This window comes from Streptomyces sp. NPDC058877 (genome assembly GCF_042742855.1).
Classification (GTDB): Bacteria; Actinomycetota; Actinomycetes; order Streptomycetales; family Streptomycetaceae; genus Streptomyces.
Genome location: NZ_JBHYMF010000020.1, coordinates 1 through 17,769 on the forward strand (window position 1 = coordinate 1; position 17,769 = coordinate 17,769).

A 17,769-nucleotide genomic window follows, 5' to 3' on the forward strand; every position below is an offset into this window, starting at 1 on the left:
CGGCCCTCCAACATGGCCTCACGAAACTTCTTCGACCCGTTGGCGTTGGTCCGCTCACCGATCGCCAGGTAGGAGGTGTCCTGCCGGAACGGGACCGTTTGATACAGCGACGCCGCTCCCGGCTCGGGGTGGGGGGAGCGCTCGGGCGGGACGATGCCCCGCACCCGCTCCACGACCTGGCGCAGGTGTTCGGGCGTGGAGCCGCAGCAGCCGCCCACCAGCGACAATCCGTAGTCCCGCACGAACTGCTCCTGCGCATCGGCCATCTCCGACGCCGACAACGGAAAGTACGCACCGTCCTTCGTCAACACCGGCAAACCCGCATTCGGCATACACATCAACGCCGTGTTCGAATGCCGCGCCAAATACCGCAGGTGCTCGTTCATCTCCGCCGGACCGGTCGAACAATTCAAACCGATCATGTCGATGCCCAAGGGTTCCAGGGCCGTGAGCGCCGCACCGATCTCCGACCCCAGCAACATCACACCGGTGGTCTCAAACGCCAGCGAACAAATCAACGGCACCTGCACACCCACCGCGTCCATCGCCCGCCGCGCACCGATCAGACTCGACTTCGTCTGCAACAGGTCCTGCGTGGTCTCCACGATCAACGCATCCGCGCCACCCGCCAGCAGCCCCTCCGCGTTTTGCTGGTACCCATCACGCAACACCGCAAAGTCCACATGCCCCAGCGAAGGCAGCTTCGTCCCCGGCCCGATCGACCCCAACACCCACCGCTGGCGGCCATCACCCGCCGTGAACTCATCGGCGACCTCACGCGCGATCCGCGCACCGGCCTGCGACAACTCAACAATCCGGTCCGCGATCTCATACTCCCCCGCGGCCGAGTGATTGGAGCCGAACGTGTTCGTCTCCACACAGTCCACTCCCACCGCGAAATATGCCTCATGCACCGCACGCACGATGTCGGGACGCGTCACATTCAGAATCTCGTTACAGCCCTCAAGATTTTGAAAGTCCTCAAGACTGGGATCTTGAGCCTGCAACATCGTGCCCATCGCTCCATCCGCAACGACCACTCGACGAGCGAGCGCCTCACGAAGAGCGGCAACACGGATCCGGCTGTCAGCGGAAGGGGTCGGCAACGAGGCCATGGATGAGCTCCCTGGGATGCGACGGCTGTCGGCTTTGCGCCCCCGGTGGAGGGTGCACGGGGTCAGCGTAACCGTGTAGCGGCCGGGGTGGACAAGGCGTCCCACGGGCCGGACGGCATCCTGTGTGCGAGGACTCCCGGTCCTGCCCCTTCTTGGCCGACACTGAGTGGTGTGACGCTAGGTCGGCATCGACCGATAGTGTTCAGCATTGTCGAACAGTGTGAGAAGGGTGAGGGGCCAGGCGATGGCGAAGAACATCCAGTCGCTTGAAAGAGCAGCGGCCATGCTGCGACTGCTCGCGGGCGGCGAGCGGCGACTGGGCCTATCCGACATCGCGTCCTCGCTCGGACTGGCCAAGGGAACGGCCCACGGCATCCTGCGCACCCTCCAGGCGGAGGGCTTCGTGGAGCAGGACACCGCCTCGGGGCGCTATCAGCTGGGCGCGGAGCTGCTGCGGCTCGGCAACAGCTATCTGGACGTGCACGAGCTCCGGGCGCGCGCACTGGTGTGGACGGACGACCTGGCGCGCTCCAGCGGGGAGAGCGTCCACCTGGGGGTGCTGCACCAGCAGGGCGTACTGATCGTGCACCACGTCTTCCGACCGGACGACAGTCGCCAGGTGCTCGAAGTGGGAGCCATGCAGCCGCTGCACTCCACGGCGCTCGGCAAGGTCCTGTCGGCGTACGACCCGGTGGCGCACAGCGAGGTGGTGGAGGTCGAGCGGGAGGCGTTCACCCCCCGGACGACCACGGAGCTCGACGCCTTCGAGTCACTGCTCGACCTGACGCGGGCCCGGGGGTGGGCGGCGGACGTGGAAGAGACCTGGGAGGGGGTCGCCTCCGTGGCGGCCCCGATCCACGACCGGCGGCGGATGCCGGTGGGCGCGGTGGCGGTCACCGGAGCCGTGGAGCGGCTCTGCCCGGAGGGGGAGCTGCGCCCGGAGCTGGTGGCGGCCGTGCGCGACTGCGCCCGTGCGGTCTCCCGGGACCTGGGAGCGGGGCGCTTCTGACCCGCTGCCCCACGGACCCAAACCCGCTGGTAACGATCGCGTTATCGGCGGGTTTTTCGTTCCCCAGACCCTTGACGTGCTGTTAACCCGGGGGCAAAACTTCCGTTCACCGGTCGGCATTGTCGAACACCAAACGGCAATACACGCTAGAGTGTGGCAGTGCCAAGGGCCGGCAACGCCCTCACACGAGGGCGCGGACCACCGGAGGGACCCGGGGGTTCGCCTTCCCCTGGACGAAGGACAAAGGAGTCGCGGGTGTCCAGCTCCGACATCTTCCTCGGCGAGACCATCGGTACCGCCGTTCTCATTCTGCTCGGCGGCGGTGTGTGCGCCGCCGTCACGCTCAAGAGCTCCAAGGCCCGCAACGCGGGCTGGCTCGCGATCACCTTCGGGTGGGGCTTCGCCGTCATGACGGCCGTCTACATGACGGCTTCCCTCTCGGGCGCCCATCTGAACCCCGCCGTCACGGTCGGCATCGCGGTCAAGGACGGGGACTGGGGCAACGTCCCCGTCTACATCGCCGGCCAGATGCTCGGCGCAATGATCGGCGCGGCGCTGGTCTGGTTGGCCTACTACGGCCAGTTCCAGGCCCACCTCACGGACCCGGAGACCGTCGGCGAGAAGCCGATCGAGGGCCCCGGCCCGGTGCTCGGCATCTTCTCCACCGGCCCCGAGATCCGCAACACCTGGCAGAACCTGACCACCGAGATCATCGGCACCGTCGTGCTGGTCCTCGCCGTGCTCACCCAGGGCCTGAACGACAGCGGCAAGGGCCTCGGCGTCATCGGCGCCCTCATCACCGCCTTCGTCGTGGTCTCCATCGGCCTCTCGCTCGGCGGTCCGACCGGTTACGCCATCAACCCGGCCCGTGACCTCGGTCCGCGCATCGTGCACGCCCTGCTCCCGCTGCCGAACAAGGGCGGCTCCGACTGGAGCTACGCCTGGATTCCGGTCGCCGGTCCGCTGATCGGTGGCGCCCTCGCCGCGGGTATCTACAACATCGCGTTCGCCTGAGACGTCCTTCTTCCAGACTTCCCTTGGAGCACACCGTGACCGACGCACACACCTCCGGCCCCTTCATCGCGGCCATCGACCAGGGCACCACCTCCTCGCGCTGCATCGTCTTCGACAAGGACGGCCGGATCGTCTCCGTCGACCAGAAGGAGCACGAGCAGATCTTCCCGAAGCCGGGCTGGGTCGAGCACGACGCCGCCGAGATCTGGACCAACGTCCAGGAGGTGGTCGCCGGCGCCCTGGAGAAGGCGGAGATCACCGCCGCCGACGTCAAGGCCATCGGCATCACCAACCAGCGCGAGACGACGCTGATGTGGGACAAGAACACCGGCGAGCCCGTCCACAACGCCCTCGTCTGGCAGGACACCCGCACCGACGCCCTCTGCCGGGAGCTCGGCCGCAACGTCGGCCAGGACCGTTTCCGCCGCGAGACCGGCCTGCCGCTCGCGAGCTACTTCTCCGGCCCGAAGGTCCGCTGGCTGCTCGACAACGTCGAGGGCCTGCGCGAGCGGGCCGAGCGCGGCGACATCCTCTTCGGCACCATGGACTCCTGGGTCATCTGGAACCTGACCGGCGGCGTGAACGGCGGCGTGCACGTCACCGACGTCACCAACGCCTCCCGCACCCTGCTGATGAACCTCCACGACATGGCGTGGGACGAGCGCATCCTCGCGTCGATGGAGATCCCGGCGGCCGTGCTGCCCGAGATCCGCTCCTCCGCCGAGGTGTACGGCACGGTCAAGGGCGGCGTCCTCGACGGCGTCCCGGTCGCTTCCGCGCTCGGCGACCAGCAGGCCGCCCTGTTCGGCCAGACCTGCTTCGCCGAGGGCGAGGCCAAGTCCACGTACGGCACCGGCACCTTCATGCTGATGAACACCGGTGACAAGATCATCAACTCCTACAGCGGTCTGCTGACCACGGTCGGCTACCAGATCGGCGACGCCAAGCCGGTCTACGCCCTGGAGGGGTCGATCGCCGTCACCGGTTCGCTGGTCCAGTGGATGCGCGACCAGATGGGCCTGATCAAGTCCGCCGCCGAGATCGAGACCCTCGCCTCCTCCGTCGAGGACAACGGCGGCGCCTACTTCGTGCCGGCCTTCTCCGGCCTGTTCGCCCCCTACTGGCGCTCCGACGCCCGCGGCGTCATCGCCGGCCTCACCCGGTACGTCACCAAGGCCCACATCGCCCGTGCCGTCCTGGAGGCGACCGCCTGGCAGACCCGCGAGATCACCGACGCGATGACGAAGGACTCCGGCGTCGAGCTGACCGCGCTCAAGGTCGACGGCGGCATGACCTCCAACAACCTGCTGATGCAGACCCTCTCGGACTTCCTGGACGCGCCCGTCGTGCGTCCGATGGTCGCCGAGACCACCTGCCTCGGCGCCGCCTACGCCGCCGGCCTGGCCGTCGGCTTCTGGCCGGACACCGACGCCCTGCGCGCCAACTGGCGCCGGGCCGCGGAATGGACCCCTCGCATGGACGCCGACAAGCGTGACAGCGAGTACAAGAGCTGGCTCAAGGCCGTCGAGCGGACCATGGGCTGGATCGAGGACGAGGAGTAAATCGAGATGACCACCCTGCAGAGCGTCCCTGCCCTGGGGACGCACCCGGCTGCCGGTTCCCTGCCGAGCCGTGCCGCGACCCGGGAACAGCTTTCCAAGGCGACGTACGACCTCCTGGTGATCGGCGGCGGCATCCTGGGCATCTCCACCGCCTGGCACGCCGCGCAGTCGGGCCTGCGGGTGGCCCTGGTGGACGCCGGCGACTTCGCCGGCGCCACCTCCTCCGCCTCCTCCAAGCTGCTCCACGGCGGTCTGCGCTACCTGCAGACCGGCGCGGTGAAGCTGGTGGCGGAGAACCACTTCGAGCGGCGTGCGGTCTCCCGTCAGGTGGCACCGCACCTCGCCAACCCCCTGACCTTCTACCTGCCCGTCTACAAGGGCGGCCCGCACGGCGCGGCCAAGCTCGGTGCCGGCGTCTTCGCCTACAGCGCGCTCTCGGCGTTCGGCGACGGCGTCGGGCACCTGCTCTCCCCCGCCAAGGCCGCGCAGGACGTGCCGGAGCTGCGCACCGACAACCTCAAGGCCGTCGCGGTCTACGGCGACGACCAGATGAACGACGCCCGCATGGCTCTGATGACGGTCCGCGCCGCCGTCGACGCCGGTGCCACCGTCCTCAACCACGCCGAGGTCACGGGACTGCGCTTCACCCGGGGCCGGGTCACCGGCGCGGAGCTCAAGGACCGCACCACGGGGGACGAGTTCGGGGTGAACGCCCGCCTCGTGCTCAACGCCACCGGCCCGTGGGTCGACCACCTGCGCAAGATGGAGGACCCGAACGCGGCCCCCTCCATCCGCCTCTCCAAGGGCGCGCACCTGGTCCTGAAGCGCACCTCCCCCTGGAAGGCCGCACTGGCCACCCCGATCGACAAGTACCGCATCACCTTCGCCCTCCCCTGGGAGGACATGCTGCTCCTCGGCACCACCGACGAGGAGTACGAGGGCGACCCCGGCCAGGTCGAGGTGACCGAGCAGGACACCGCCCAGATCCTGGACGAGGCGGCCTTCTCCATCCGCGACCAGCAGCTGTCGCGCGATCTGATCACGTACTCCTTCGCCGGTCTCCGGGTGCTCCCGGGCGGCCCTGGCGACACCTCCAAGGCCAAGCGCGAGACGGTCGTCACCGAGGGCCGCGGGGGCATGCTGTCCGTGGCCGGCGGCAAGTGGACGACCTTCCGCCACATCGGGCGCACGGTGATGAAGAAGCTGGAGTCCCTTCCGGGCCACCCTCTCGGCGAGGACTACGAGCCGGTCTCCGCGCTGCCGAAGCGGCTGCCGCTGCCCGGCATCGCCAATCCGAACGCGGTCGCCCACCGCCTGCTCGTCGACGGTCCGGCACCCGGCCCGCGGATGGCCGCCGACACCGCCAAGCACCTGGCCACGCACTACGGCTCCCTCTCCTTCGACATCGCCCGGATGGCGAACGAGGACCCGGAGCTCGCCCGGCGGATCCACCCGGACGCGCCGGAGATCTGGGCGCAGGTCGCCTACGCCCGTGACCACGAGTGGGCCGAGACGGCGGACGACGTGCTGCGCCGCCGTACGACACTGACCATCCGCGGCCTGGCGACGGACGAGATCCGCACCGAGGTCGAATCCATGCTGCGCAAGTAACTCCCGCGCGGACGGGGGTGGTTCGGGGTGGTTCCCTTCGGGGGGCCGCCCCGTCCGCATGGCGCCCGACGGACGGGCACCAGGCGTCGGGGGTGCGGACGCCCCCGGCCGTCCGCGTGCGCCGGGAGCAACGGACGGGAAGCGGCCCGAGGTGCGGGTGCACCGTGTGCGAAGGGGAGTTCCTGGGTAGTCGATCAAGGCCGCACGGGTTTTCGGTGGTGTCCGGGGACTGCGGGCGGACCACCGGAAAGCCGTAAGGTGGGGCCGTACGACAGGAACTTCGAAAAGGAGGCGCTGGGTGATCGAGCTCGAGGGGGTACCCGAGCTGATCGACCCGGTCATGGTGGCTGCGTTCGAGGGCTGGAACGACGCCGGCGACGCCGCCTCCACCGCGGTCGCCCATCTGGATCGGGAATGGAAGGGCGAGGTGTTCGCGGCACTGGACGCCGAGGACTACTACGACTTCCAGGTGAACCGGCCCACGGTCTTCCTGGACAACGGCGTCCGGAAGATCACCTGGCCGACGACCAGGCTCTCCGTGGTCCGGGTCGGCGGCGAGAAGCCGCGCGACCTGGTGCTCGTGCGCGGGATCGAGCCGTCCATGCGCTGGCGCTCCTTCTGCAACGAACTGCTCGCCTTCGCACACGAACTGGGCGTGGAGATGGTGGTGATCCTGGGCGCGCTGCTCGGGGACACCCCGCACACCCGACCGGTTCCGGTCAGCGGGGTGACCTCCGATCCGGACCTGGCCCGCACGATGGACCTGGAAGAGACCCGGTACGAAGGGCCGACGGGCATCGTGGGCATCCTCCAGGAGGCGTGCACGCACGCGGGGGTTCCGGCCGTGAGCCTGTGGGCCGCGGTGCCGCACTACGTGTCGCAACCGCCGAACCCCAAGGCGACGCTGGCGCTCCTCAACCGCCTGGAGGACCTGATCGGACTGCGCATCCCGCTGGGCGAGCTGCCCGAGGACGCGCGGGCCTGGCAGCTGGGCGTGGACCAGTTGGCGGCAGAGGACAGCGAGGTCGCCGAGTACGTGCAGACCCTGGAGGAGGCTCGGGACACGGCGGAACTGCCGGAGGCCTCGGGCGAGGCGATCGCCCGTGAGTTCGAGCGTTACCTGCGGCGGCGCGAGCCCGGCTCGGGCCCGGGGGTGGCCACGGAGGGCGGCGAGTTCCTGCGGGATTCCGGGGGCGGTCGGACCCGTCCGCCGAAACCGGACCAGCCGGGCCCGGAAGCGGTCCCGGGTGCGGAGCCGTCCGGTCCCGCGGAGGAGGACGGCGGGGACGGGAACGGCTCCGAAGAGGAGTAGGCGTGCGGGAGGGGTGGTGCGACCACCCCTCCCGCACGCGTTCGGCCCGGGGAGCAGAGGGGTCAGGCGCAGCGGAACCGGGCCGCCGCCCAGTCGCCGTGGTCACCGCTCTTGGATCCGTTGGTGTCCGTGATGCGGAGCCTGACGTGCCGGGCGCCGGTCACGTCGACGTCCACCGGCACCGTCGCGGAGGCACCGGTGAGCCGGGGCGAGGTCCACAGGACCCGGCCGTCCGCCTCGACGGAGAAGGCCACGTCCCCGTAGCCGTCGATCTCGTCGTCGATGCCGACGTCGGCGGTGAACGCGGTGCACCGGCCGCCGAGGTAGACCTCGATGTCGGAGTCGGCGTGGGCGCCGATGCCCTTCTCGTAGGTCTTCCCGGCCAGGGTGAGGACGTGGCCGTCCGCGGCGCCCGACTCGCCGTTGGAACGGTCGCGCTCGGGCGGTCCCCAGCCGTTGCTCGCGCGGAGCCACACGAGGTCGCTGGCCCAGGCGTCGCTCATCGGCGCCGGGGGCATCACTCCGACGGCGAACCTCTGGACGGACGTGCGGTCGACGCCCGCCGCACGGTGGCGGACGGTGGCGGTGAGGGTGTCCTCGCCGGGCTCCGCGTCCGCCGCCGGGGTGACGGCGACCTCGACCCGGCGGGTGGTGCCGGCCCGGACGCGGGCGAGGGAGGCCGGCGGGGTGACCCGCCAGCCGGCCGGAACGTCCAGGGACACCCGTACGTCGGTGGCGTCCCGGGTGCCGGCGGTGACGTCCACCGCGACGGTGCCGGGGGTGCCGGCGCCGAGCTCCTGGCCGCTGGGGACGGCGAGGACGGCGGAGGCGCCGGGGACGGCACCGCCGACGGCGCTGGTGTCGGTCAGGCGCAGCTCGAAGCCTCGGTCGGTGGACAGGGCGGTGGTCTTCACGCGGACCACTCCCCCGCGCTCGTCGCGGTCGTACCACCAGCCCCGGTCCGCGGCGTCGAAGGCGGCGCGGGAGGTGAGGGCCGGCAGCTTGGCGCCGTCGAGCCGGACGGTGCGGGGGGCGTCGCCGGTGTGGACGGTGAAGGCGTACGGTCGGGCGGCCGGCTTGCCGGTGTACGTGCCGACGCTCGCGCCGATGCGGATGCTGACGTCGCCGGGGCCGGATTCCGGGGCGCTGACGTCGGCGCGCTGGATGGCGTACCGGCCGGTGCGGTGCTCGCGGGTGACGCCGTCGTCCTCGTACAGTTCGAAGGAGGAGTTCCCCTCCGGGTACACGTCCCAGGCGACGGGGTCACCGGGGGCGCGGTCCTGGTAGGACCGGATGGCCCCCGGCCACAGGGGGACGACCGCCCCGGCCCGGACGAAGAGGGGCAGGGTGTCCAGCGGGGCGCCGTAGCCGTCGACGGTGACGGGGCCCCGGTAGGTGCGCCCGCTCCAGTAATCGATCCAGGTGCCCTCCGGGAGGTAGATGCCGTCGCGCTCGACGGCGTCCCGGTAGACGGGGGCGACGAGGAAGTCCTCGCCGCTGAGGAACTCGTACTTCGCCGCGTCGGTCGCGGCCTTCGGGTCGTCCGGGTACTCCAGGGCGAGGGGCCGGGCGAGGCCGATGCCGGTCTCGGTGGCCCGGTGGGCGTGGCTGTAGATGTAGGGCAGCAGGGCCTCGTGGAGCTTGAGGGAGGCACGGTTGATGCTGGTGTAGGGCTCGCCGTACCGGAAGGGCTGCTTGTCGTTGGCGGCCCAGCCGTCCATGGTCATCGTGACCGGCAGGAAGGTCTTCCACTGGAGGTCGCGGGCGTAGGTCTTGGCGCTGCCTCCGAAGATGCCGTCGACGTCACCGGTGGTGTAGGCGAGTCCGGACATGGAAGCGCCCGCGTAGGTGGGTATCTGCCAGCGGATGTACTCCCAGCTTCCGGACTGGTCGCCGGACCACTGGACGCCGCAGCGCTGCGCTCCCGACCAGCTCTCGGGTGCCCAGGTGAAGCCGCGGGCGTCGCTGTTGGCCTCGATGCCGGCGTGGGCGTCCTTGCAGCCGTCGAGGGCGAACTTGTAGCCCTCGCCGACCCAGGCGACGTCGAGTTTGGCGACCCGCTGGCCGGCCCTGACCTGCTCGCCGAGGCGGGCGATGCCGTCCTCGGTCCACAGCCCGAGCTTCATGTTCCGCTCGCCGAGTCCCGCAGAGGTCTCCGCGAGGTTCTCGTAGCCGCAGCCGTAGCCGTCGTTGACGAGCATCCAGCCGTTGGGCATGTCGTGGGCGACGTAGCCGTCGGCGACCTCGAGGGCGTCGAGGGTGTGGCGCTCGCCGCGGTTGGCGTTGTGGAGGTAGCAGTCGGCGTCGCCGATCTCCAGGCCGTACACGGGGGGCATGAAGGGCTTGCCGGTGAGCCGGGTGTACTGGCCGATGACGTCCTTGAGGGCGTCACGGCCGCTGCCGGTGAAGTAGTAGGCGTCGAAGCGTCGTTCCTCGGCGCTGGTGGTGACGGGCTCGGTGAAGGCGTAGGTGTTGGGGGCGTAGGTGTTGCGGTAGACGCCGTAACCGGCGGAGGAGAGGTAGAAGGGGACGGAGTTGGGGTGGCCTCCGTCGTTCCAGTTGTAGTCGACGCCGACCTCGACGGTCCTGCCGCGGTGGGAGGTGTTGCCGCGGCCGTTCTGCATGCCGGCGCCGTAGAACTGCTCGTCGGCGCCGCGGGCGAGGGTCTGGACGGTGCGGTCCCGGTTCCAACTGAGGCCCCGGGTCTCGTTCCAGAGCGGGGTGCCGTCGGAGCGCACGGCCGCGAAGCGCAGCGGTGACTTGGTGACGCGGAGGGTCACTTCGGCGGTGCCGAGTTCGTAGCGGTCGCCGAGGTCGCGCCAGTGGGTGGTCGGCGGCGGCCCCTGGGGCAGCGTGATGTCGGTGCCGGTGGGGTCGGTGAACGTGCCGTCGGGGGCGAGTTCGATGCGGAAGGTGTCGGCGGTGACGAAGGAGACGCGGGCCTCCGTACGGCCGGCGGTCAGCCGGTAGACGGCTCCGTCGGCGGCGAAGCCGGTGACCTCTCCGACCGTGGTGTCCGGGTTGTCGATGGGCTCTGCCGTGGCACTGCCACCGGGTCCCGCGAAGGCGGTGAGCAACCCGAGCAGTGCACCGGCAACTGCAGCTCTCATGCGCATTGATGATTGCATGTGGCTTCTTTAGCGCAGTTTCGAGCATTGCGACAGGACAAAAAGGAACCGCCCTCGGACTTCGTCTTGAAGTCCGAGGGCGGTTGGGCAGAAGGGAGTTGTTCCCGGCCGTCCGTTACAGGGCGACCCCGAGGAGCGCGTCGGCGGCCCGCGAAACGAGACCGGGCGCGGACTCGTCCGTGCCGCCTTCGGTCGCCTGGAGCGCGACCCAGCGGTCGACGGCGGCAAGTGCGGCGGGGGCGTCCAGGTCGTCGGCGAGCGCCTCGCGGAGTTCCTCGACGAGCGCGTCGGCGGGCGGCCCGTCGGGGCGCGAGACGGCCGCGCGCCAGCGCCCCAGCCGCTCCACGGCGTCCTGGAGGACCTGGTCGGTCCACTCCCAATCAGCGCGGTAGTGGTGGGAGAGGAGTGCCAGCCGGATGGCGGCCGGGTCGACGCCTTCGCGGCGCAGCGCGGAGACGAAGACCAGGTTGCCCTTGGACTTCGACATCTTCTCGCCGTTGAGCGCGACCATGCCGGCGTGCACGTACGCCTTGGCCATCGGGTACTCGCCCGTGAGGGTCTGGGCGTGGGAGGCACCCATCTCGTGGTGCGGGAAGATCAGGTCCGAGCCGCCGCCCTGGACGTCGAAGCCCATGCCGAGGTGGTCGAGGGCGATGGCGACGCACTCGATGTGCCAGCCGGGTCGGCCGGGGCCGAGGCTGGCGCCGTCCCAGCTCGGCTCGCCCTCGCGCGCGGCCGTCCAGAGCATCGGGTCGAGCGGGTTCTTCTTGCCGGGACGGTCCGGGTCGCCGCCCCGCTCCGCGGAGAGGTGGCGCATCAGCTCGGTGTCGTAGTTCGAGACCCGTCCGAAGTGCGGGTCCGCCTCGACGGAGAAGTAGACGTCACCGTCGAGCTCGTAGGCGGCTCCGGAGTCCCGGAGGCGCTCGACGAGGGGGACGATGCCCGGTATGGCCTCGACCGCACCGATGTAGTGCTGCGGGGGCAGCATCCGCAGGGCGGTCATGTCCTCGCGGAAGAGGGCGGTCTCGCGCTCGGCGAGGCCGACCCAGTCGATGCCGTCCCGGATCGCGCGCTCCAGGAGCGGGTCGTCGACGTCCGTCACGTTCTGGACGTAGTGGACCTGCCGCTTGGTGTCGAGCCACACGCGCTGCACGAGGTCGAACGCGTTGTAGGTCGCCGCGTGACCCATGTGGGTCGCGTCGTAGGGCGTGATGCCGCAGACGTAGATGCGGGCGACGGGGCCGGGGGCGAGGGTCACTCGTCCGCCGGTCGCGGTGTCGTGGATCCGGAGGTCGCGGCCCTTGCCGGGAAGGGCGGGGACCTCAGAAGCGGGCCAGGCATGCATGAGCCGAGCGTAACCGGACAGGTGTTCCGGATACGAACCGGATCAGGGATCTTGACCGATTAGGTGCTCTTGCGGGAAGGCCGTGTCCGTGCATACCCCCAGGGGTGCACGCCTCGGCCGGGGATCCGACCGAAAACGCACGGCTGCGGGCGTGAGCGGGATCTCACACGGGAGGCCACGGGATCGGGGGCCAGTGCCCCGACGGCTCCGGATGCCGTCCGCTCTCCCTCAGCGCCCCCACACGGGCCCGCAGCGCGTCCACCTCGGCGCCGGTCAGCAACTCGGCCAGACGGGTGAGGAGCGGCTCCTCGGGCGCCAACGAACGGTGGAGCCCGTCGAGGACCTCCAGGGCCTCCGCGGTCAGTTCCTCGCCCGCCCAGCCCCACAGCAGGGTCCGCAGCTTGTCGTCGACGTGGAAGCTGACCCCGTGGTCGATGCCGTACAGGCGTCCGCCGGGCGCGGGGAGCAGGTGGCCGCCCTTGCGGTCACCGTTGTTGATGACGGCGTCCAGGACGGCGAGCCTCCGGAGCCCGGGGGTGTCGGCGTGGACGAGGAGCGCCGTGCGCCCCTCGCCGACCTCGGCGGGTCCGACCGCCCGCCACCCGTCGCCGGGCTCGTCCTCGTCCGTGAGGGCGAGCAAGGGAGCCCCGGGGTCCGCCTCGATCCACAACTGGACCATGCCCGGTCCGTACAGGCCGTCGCGGAGCACCGTCGGCGGGACCAGGCCCCAGCCGGTGGCCTCCGAGACCTCGTACGCGGCGACCTCGCGCTGGGCGAGGGTGCCGTCGGGGAAGTCCCAGAGCGGCTGTTCTCCCGCAACCGGTTTGTAGACGCAGGCGGCCTCACGGCCCCCGTGGGCGAGGGAGCAGTAGAGCACGGCGTTGGACGCCTCGCGGACCCGACCGCGCACGGTCAGCTCACCGTGGAGGAGCAGTTCGGCGTCCGACGGGGTCGAGGGGCTGCTGCTCATGCTCCGCGGCGGTATCCGTTCTGGCGGGGACAGACGTGCCCCTCGGGGTCGAGCGGCAGGCTGCACAGGGGACACGGCGGCCGGCCCGCGTTGACGACGTCCAGGGCGCGCTTGGCGAAGGAACGCGCCTGGGCTCCGGTGAGCCGGACGCGGAGCATCGGCGGACCGTTCTCCTCGTCCTGGAGCAGCCGCTCCTCGGCCTCGGCGAGGTCCTCCTCGGAGTCCACGTCGAGCTCGACGAGCGCCTGCGCCTCAACGATCATGCGCTGTTCCTCGCCGTCCCAGGCGAGGGCCATGGTGCCGACCCGGAACTCCTCCTCGACCGGCACGTCGAGCGGTGCGGTGTCCGCGATCTCGGCGGGCGCGACGGCCGGTACGGGCGCATTGCCCCCGGTGCGGCGGACCACCTCGTCGAGGAGCTCGTCCATGCGCTCGGCCAAGGCCGCGACCTGCGCCTTCTCCAGGGCGACGCTGGTGACCCGGCCGCCGGCGGACGCCTGGAGGAAGAACGTACGGCGGCCAGGCAGCCCGACCGTGCCGGCCACGAAACGCTCCGGTGGGTCGTAGAGGTACACCTGACGGGACACGTTCCCGGCTCCCTTGGCTCTCGACGGTCGTACGACAACGGCGCGTCCACCCTACTGCGCAAAGGGATCACGGTGCGCCCGCACCGCCACCGACCTCGGCCGTCCCCCTGCCATCGGGGTGCTCGCGTGGCGCGAAACCGGCGAAGTCCCCGGTGTCGCCGAGGCGGAGGAGGAAGGGGCGCACCCGGGTGTAGCGGATCGCGCTGACCGAGCAGGGGTCGACGTGGAGACGTTGGAAGAGGTCCAGGTGGAGGCCGAGCGCATCGGCGACGATCGCCTTCACGATGTCGCCGTGGGAACATATGAGGTACGTGGCGTCCTCGCCGTGCTCGGCCTCGATCCGGACGTTCCACTCCCGTACGGCCTCGACGGCGCGCTGTTGCATGGCGCGCATGGACTCACCGCCCGGGAAGGCGGCGGCGGAGGCATGCGCCTGGACGACCTCCATCAGGGGCTCCTCGTTGAGTTCGGACAGCTTGCGACCGGACCAGTCTCCGTAGTCACACTCGCTGATCCGGTCCTCGACGTGGAGCGGAAGGTCCGGGCGGGCGTCCAGGAGCGGCCCCAGGGTCTCCCGGCAGCGCTGGAGGGGGCTGGTGACGGCGGCGGCGAGCGGGATGTCCGCGAGGCGCCCGGGCAGCGCGGCGGCCTGCCCGGCGCCGCGCTCGTCGAGCGCGATCCCGGGCAGGCGCCCGGCGAGGACCCCGGAGGTGTTGGCGGTGGAACGTCCGTGCCGGACGAGGATCAACGTGGCCATGGGCGCCAGCGTAGAGCGCCGCACACGTGCGGCGCGCTGCCGTACGGGGGACAATGCGCCGCGTGATCGTGGACTCTGCCATTTACCGGGACGGGCGCCGCTCGGACGGCCCCGCCGACCTCTCCCACGCCCTGGCGGAGGCACGGGCGGCGGGGGACGCGTTCCTGTGGGTCGGGCTGCACGAACCCTCCGCGGCGGAGTTCGACCACGTCGCCTCGGAGTTCGCGCTGCATCCGCTGGCCGTCGAGGACGCCTTGAAGGCCCACCAGCGACCCAAGCTGGAGGTCTACGACGACTCGCTCTTCGTCGTGCTCAAACCGATCGTGTACGAGCCGCAGAGCGACCGGGTCTCCTCCGGCGAGCTGATGGTGTTCATGGGCGACTCGTTCGTGGTGACGGTCCGGCACGGCGAGGGCGCGCCGCTGGCCGAGGTGCGCCGACGCCTGGAAGCCGATCCGGAGGTCCTGAAGCACGGCCCCACGGCGGTGTTGTACGCGGTGAGCGATGCGATCGTGGACCACTACCTGGACGTGGCGGGCGAACTCCAGGTTGACCTGGAGCAGTTGGAGGCGGACGTCTTCGCACCCAGCGGGGGCAATCCGGCCAACACCGCGGAGCGGATCTACACGGCGAAGCGGCAGGTGCTGGAGTTCCGGCGGGCGAGCGGTCCGCTGGCGGGGCCGATGGCCCGGCTGACGGCAGGTTCGGTGCCGTTCGTGAACGAACGTTCCCAGCCGTTCTTCCGGGACGTCAACGACCACCTGCTGCGTTCCAACGAACAGGTGGAGGGGCTCGACCGGCTCCTCTCCGACGTGCTCTCGGCCCATCTGGCACAGATGGGGGTGCGGCAGAACGACGACATGCGGAAGATCTCCGCCTGGGCGGCCATGGCCGCGGTCCCCACGATGGTCGCGGGGATCTACGGGATGAACTTCACGCACATGCCGGAGCTGCACTGGGCCGGCTCGTACCCGGTGGTGATCGTGTTGATGGCGGGGATCGTCGCCGCGCTGTACCGGGTGTTCAAGCGACGCGGCTGGATGTGACGCCGGCCCCGGGCCCTCAGAGGGCGGGGGCGGGGGCCCCGGCGCCGCCGAGGGCGTTCCGGCGGTCGGGCATCTTCAGGTCGACCATCCGGTGCCAGCCCGCGGCCCGCTCCCACACGTACATGCCGTGGATCCCAGCGGCGAGGGCGAACGCCTTGGGCTTGGACCAGCCCAGGATCCGGCCCATGTGGCGCATGACGGCGAGGCTGACGTCACGGTAGACCCGGATCTCGGCGAGGGCCGACTCCCGCAGGGTCCTCTGGATGAGGCGGCCGTGGCCCTGGCGGGCGAGCCCGAGCAGCTCCTCGTGGCAGTAGGCGAGGTGGTTGGCCTCGTCGTTGTCGATCATGTGGATGGCCTTGCCCAGTTCCGGGTGGTCCCCGAAGTGCGTGACGAGCATGTCCATCTGGTCGGCGGCGCGCTGCTCGGTGACCCGGCTGTGGGCGAGGTAGACGATGACGTCCTCCTCGGTGAGCGGCCGGTCGGCGCGGAGCTTCTCGTGCGCCAGGCCGATGCCGCGCCGCTCCAGCAGCATCGTGTAGTCGGTGTCGGGAGGCACCGGGACGGGTTCGAGACCGCGCTTCTTCATCAGGGCGTTGAAGATCCGACCGTGTTTGTCCTCGTCTGCGCCGTGCCGGGTGATCTTGGGCGCGAGCGCACGCATGCCGGGTGCGACGAGGGCCGCGATCCGGGCGTTCTCCCAGCCGCCCTGGGACTCGCCGCTCGCGGCGATGGAGCAGAAGAGCCGGAAGGACTCGTCGTTGTCGATGATTTCCTGGAACAGCCCCTTGGCCGTGAGCATCGCCGCCACCTCCGTGCGGACGTCCACACTCCGGTACGCCCGAGGAAGTCAGTCAAGTGGGGTCCCGGGCGATGGGCAACACGAGCGCCCGGGCGCTCGGCCGAAGGAGTGAGGCGCGGGGCCGTAACCGAAGGCCCGGCGGCGCGTTGTGCTGCATGACGGCCGTGGCGGGGAAGACCCCCGAGCCCCCACCACGGCCGCAGGCTTCCCGAGGAGCGCCCCGTCATCCGCGGTGGACCGGCACACGGGGCCGCCGTGCGGTGCACCGCACGGCGGAGGACCGTCCCCGTACCGGGCGCATCCAGGTGGCCCGTCCCGCCGTCCCTGGCGGGGTGCCGCAGCGGTGCGCCCACCGGGGACGGCGGGACGGTGCTCAGGCCAGCCCGGCCCGCTCCGAGGCCTCGACGCCGGCGCGCAGGGCGGCCAGCCGTTCGTCGAGGGTGAAGCCGGCAGGTGCGAGCGTGAGGGTGGTGACGCCGGCCTCCGCGTAGGCCGTCATCCGCTCGGCGATCCGCTCGACGGACCCCAACAGGGCGGTCTGGTCGATCAGGGACTGGGGCACCGCGGCAGCGGCCCCCGCCTTGTCGCCGGCCAGGTACTTGTCCTGGATCTCGGAGGCCTCCTTCTCGTACCCCATGCGCTGTGCGAGCTGGTTGTAGAAGTTCTGCTTGCGGCTACCCATGCCCCCGACGTACAGCGCGGTGTACGGGCGGAAGACGTCGGCGAGCGCGTCGACGTCCTCGCCGAGGGCCAGCGGCAGGGTCGGGCAGACGTCGAAGCCGTCCATGGTCAGTCCGGCCTTCTCCCGGCCCGCGCGCAGGTGCCGCAACGCGGTCTCCTCCAGGTGCTCGGCGGAGGGGAAGATCAGCAGTGCGCCGTCGGCGATCTCACCGGTCTGCTCCAGGTTCTTGGGGCCGATCGCGGCGATGTAGAGCGGGATGTGCTCGCGCTGCGGGTGGACGGTGAGCCTGATGGGCTTGCCGGGGCCGCCGGGGAGCGGCAGGGTCCAGTGCTCGCCCTCGTAGCTGAGCCGCTCCCGGGTCATCGCCTTGCGGACGATCTCGACGTACTCACGGGTCCGGGCGAGCGGCTTGTCGAACTTCACGCCGTACCAGCCCTCGGAGACCTGGGGCCCCGACACCCCGAGGCCGAGGCGGAAGCGACCGCCGCTGAGCGAATCGAGGGTGGCGGCCGTCATCGCCGTCATCGCCGGCTGACGGGCCGGGATCTGCATGATCGCGGAACCGACGTCGATCCGCTCGGTCTTCGCAGCCACCCAGGAGAGGACCGTGGGGGCGTCGGAGCCGTAGGCCTCGGCGGCCCAGCAGACGTCGTAGCCGAGGCGGTCCGCCTCCTGGGCGACGGCGAGGTTGTCGCCGTCCATGCCGGCGCCCCAGTAGCCGAGGTTGATGCCGAGCCGCATTCCACGCACCCCTTACCCATCGGTAACGTCCCTGTGTGCGGGACTCTAGCGCGCGCACCGGGCATCCGTCAGGAAGCCGTTGCCCACG

14 protein-coding genes are annotated in these 17,769 nt (G+C 70.8%); 6 read left to right on the forward strand and 8 right to left on the reverse strand.

Features of this window, described 5'->3' with window-relative positions:
- Positions 1–1,115 (reverse strand): homocysteine S-methyltransferase family protein (locus ACFW2Y_RS07270; protein WP_384874802.1); only part of this gene is annotated, 1,115 nt, incomplete at its 3' end.
- 244 nt (positions 1,116–1,359) lie between these two features.
- Between ACFW2Y_RS07270 and ACFW2Y_RS07275 the strand changes: the two genes are divergently transcribed.
- The 5 genes from ACFW2Y_RS07275 to ACFW2Y_RS07295 all read left to right on the forward strand — a co-directional run bounded on the left by ACFW2Y_RS07275 (position 1,360) and on the right by ACFW2Y_RS07295 (position 7,623).
- Positions 1,360–2,124, forward strand: coding sequence for an IclR family transcriptional regulator (locus ACFW2Y_RS07275; RefSeq protein WP_384874805.1), 765 nt, complete (start codon positions 1,360–1,362; stop codon positions 2,122–2,124).
- A 255-nt stretch (positions 2,125–2,379) separates the two neighbouring features.
- Positions 2,380–3,138, forward strand: coding sequence for an MIP/aquaporin family protein (locus tag ACFW2Y_RS07280; RefSeq protein WP_384874808.1), 759 nt, complete (start codon positions 2,380–2,382; stop codon positions 3,136–3,138).
- A 35-nt stretch (positions 3,139–3,173) separates the two neighbouring features.
- Positions 3,174–4,700, forward strand: a complete 1,527-nt coding sequence (gene glpK / locus ACFW2Y_RS07285; RefSeq protein ID WP_384874810.1) for a glycerol kinase GlpK — start codon at positions 3,174–3,176, stop codon at positions 4,698–4,700.
- A 6-nt stretch (positions 4,701–4,706) separates the two neighbouring features.
- The gene (locus ACFW2Y_RS07290) at positions 4,707–6,311 is read left to right on the forward strand and encodes an FAD-dependent oxidoreductase (RefSeq protein ID WP_384874813.1); all 1,605 of its coding nucleotides are present in this window, start codon (positions 4,707–4,709) and stop codon (positions 6,309–6,311) included.
- 298 nt (positions 6,312–6,609) lie between these two features.
- Positions 6,610–7,623, forward strand: a complete 1,014-nt coding sequence (locus tag ACFW2Y_RS07295) for a PAC2 family protein (RefSeq protein WP_384874816.1) — start codon at positions 6,610–6,612, stop codon at positions 7,621–7,623.
- 62 nt (positions 7,624–7,685) lie between these two features.
- On the opposite strand, the gene ACFW2Y_RS07300 is transcribed toward ACFW2Y_RS07295, so the two are convergent.
- The 5 genes from ACFW2Y_RS07300 to ACFW2Y_RS07320 all read right to left on the reverse strand — a co-directional run bounded on the left by ACFW2Y_RS07300 (position 7,686) and on the right by ACFW2Y_RS07320 (position 14,410).
- Positions 7,686–10,751, reverse strand: a complete 3,066-nt coding sequence (locus ACFW2Y_RS07300; protein ID WP_384874819.1) for an NPCBM/NEW2 domain-containing protein — start codon at positions 10,749–10,751, stop codon at positions 7,686–7,688.
- A 115-nt stretch (positions 10,752–10,866) separates the two neighbouring features.
- A complete protein-coding gene (gene mshC / locus ACFW2Y_RS07305) occupies positions 10,867–12,096 on the reverse strand; it encodes a cysteine--1-D-myo-inosityl 2-amino-2-deoxy-alpha-D-glucopyranoside ligase (protein WP_384874822.1) in 1,230 nt (409 codons plus the stop codon).
- 163 nt (positions 12,097–12,259) lie between these two features.
- Positions 12,260–13,066: an SCO1664 family protein gene (locus tag ACFW2Y_RS07310; protein WP_384874824.1), complete on the reverse strand. Its 807-nt coding sequence runs from the start codon at positions 13,064–13,066 to the stop codon at positions 12,260–12,262.
- Positions 13,063–13,653: a DUF3090 domain-containing protein gene (locus ACFW2Y_RS07315; RefSeq protein WP_384874827.1), complete on the reverse strand. Its 591-nt coding sequence runs from the start codon at positions 13,651–13,653 to the stop codon at positions 13,063–13,065. Before ACFW2Y_RS07315 ends, ACFW2Y_RS07310 begins: the two co-directional genes overlap by 4 nt.
- Before the next feature lie 67 nt (positions 13,654–13,720).
- On the reverse strand, positions 13,721–14,410 hold the full coding sequence (locus tag ACFW2Y_RS07320) for a histidine phosphatase family protein (protein WP_384874830.1): 690 nt from the start codon (positions 14,408–14,410) through the stop codon (positions 13,721–13,723).
- Positions 14,411–14,463: 53 nt separating this feature from the next.
- Between ACFW2Y_RS07320 and ACFW2Y_RS07325 the strand changes: the two genes are divergently transcribed.
- Positions 14,464–15,456 (forward strand): magnesium and cobalt transport protein CorA, encoded by a 993-nt coding sequence (locus ACFW2Y_RS07325; protein WP_384874833.1) that lies wholly within the window; start codon positions 14,464–14,466, stop codon positions 15,454–15,456.
- A 16-nt stretch (positions 15,457–15,472) separates the two neighbouring features.
- Here the strand turns inward: ACFW2Y_RS07325 and ACFW2Y_RS07330 are convergent, their stop codons facing one another.
- Positions 15,473–16,258 carry a ferritin-like domain-containing protein gene (locus ACFW2Y_RS07330; RefSeq protein ID WP_384874835.1) on the reverse strand — a complete coding sequence of 262 codons (786 nt, stop codon included), beginning with the start codon at positions 16,256–16,258 and terminating at the stop codon, positions 15,473–15,475.
- A gap of 373 nt (positions 16,259–16,631) precedes the next feature.
- Positions 16,632–17,681 (reverse strand): LLM class F420-dependent oxidoreductase, encoded by a 1,050-nt coding sequence (locus tag ACFW2Y_RS07335; RefSeq protein WP_384874837.1) that lies wholly within the window; start codon positions 17,679–17,681, stop codon positions 16,632–16,634.
- Positions 17,682–17,769 lie beyond the last annotated feature (88 nt).

What these genes read in the sequence shown, in the direction of transcription:
- ACFW2Y_RS07275 (WP_384874805.1), top strand. Translation starts at nt 1,360, where the DNA reads ATGGCGAAGAACATCCAGTCGCTTGAAAGAGCAGCGGCCATGCTGCGA.
- ACFW2Y_RS07290 (WP_384874813.1), top strand. Translation starts at nt 4,707, where the DNA reads ATGACCACCCTGCAGAGCGTCCCTGCCCTGGGGACGCACCCGGCTGCC.
- ACFW2Y_RS07300 (WP_384874819.1), bottom strand. Translation starts at nt 10,751, where the DNA reads ATGCAATCATCAATGCGCATGAGAGCTGCAGTTGCCGGTGCACTGCTC.
- mshC (WP_384874822.1), bottom strand. Translation starts at nt 12,096, where the DNA reads ATGCATGCCTGGCCCGCTTCTGAGGTCCCCGCCCTTCCCGGCAAGGGC.
- ACFW2Y_RS07310 (WP_384874824.1), bottom strand. Translation starts at nt 13,066, where the DNA reads ATGAGCAGCAGCCCCTCGACCCCGTCGGACGCCGAACTGCTCCTCCAC.
- ACFW2Y_RS07320 (WP_384874830.1), bottom strand. Translation starts at nt 14,410, where the DNA reads ATGGCCACGTTGATCCTCGTCCGGCACGGACGTTCCACCGCCAACACC.
- ACFW2Y_RS07325 (WP_384874833.1), top strand. Translation starts at nt 14,464, where the DNA reads ATGCGCCGCGTGATCGTGGACTCTGCCATTTACCGGGACGGGCGCCGC.
- ACFW2Y_RS07330 (WP_384874835.1), bottom strand. Translation starts at nt 16,258, where the DNA reads ATGCTCACGGCCAAGGGGCTGTTCCAGGAAATCATCGACAACGACGAG.
- ACFW2Y_RS07335 (WP_384874837.1), bottom strand. Translation starts at nt 17,681, where the DNA reads ATGCGGCTCGGCATCAACCTCGGCTACTGGGGCGCCGGCATGGACGGC.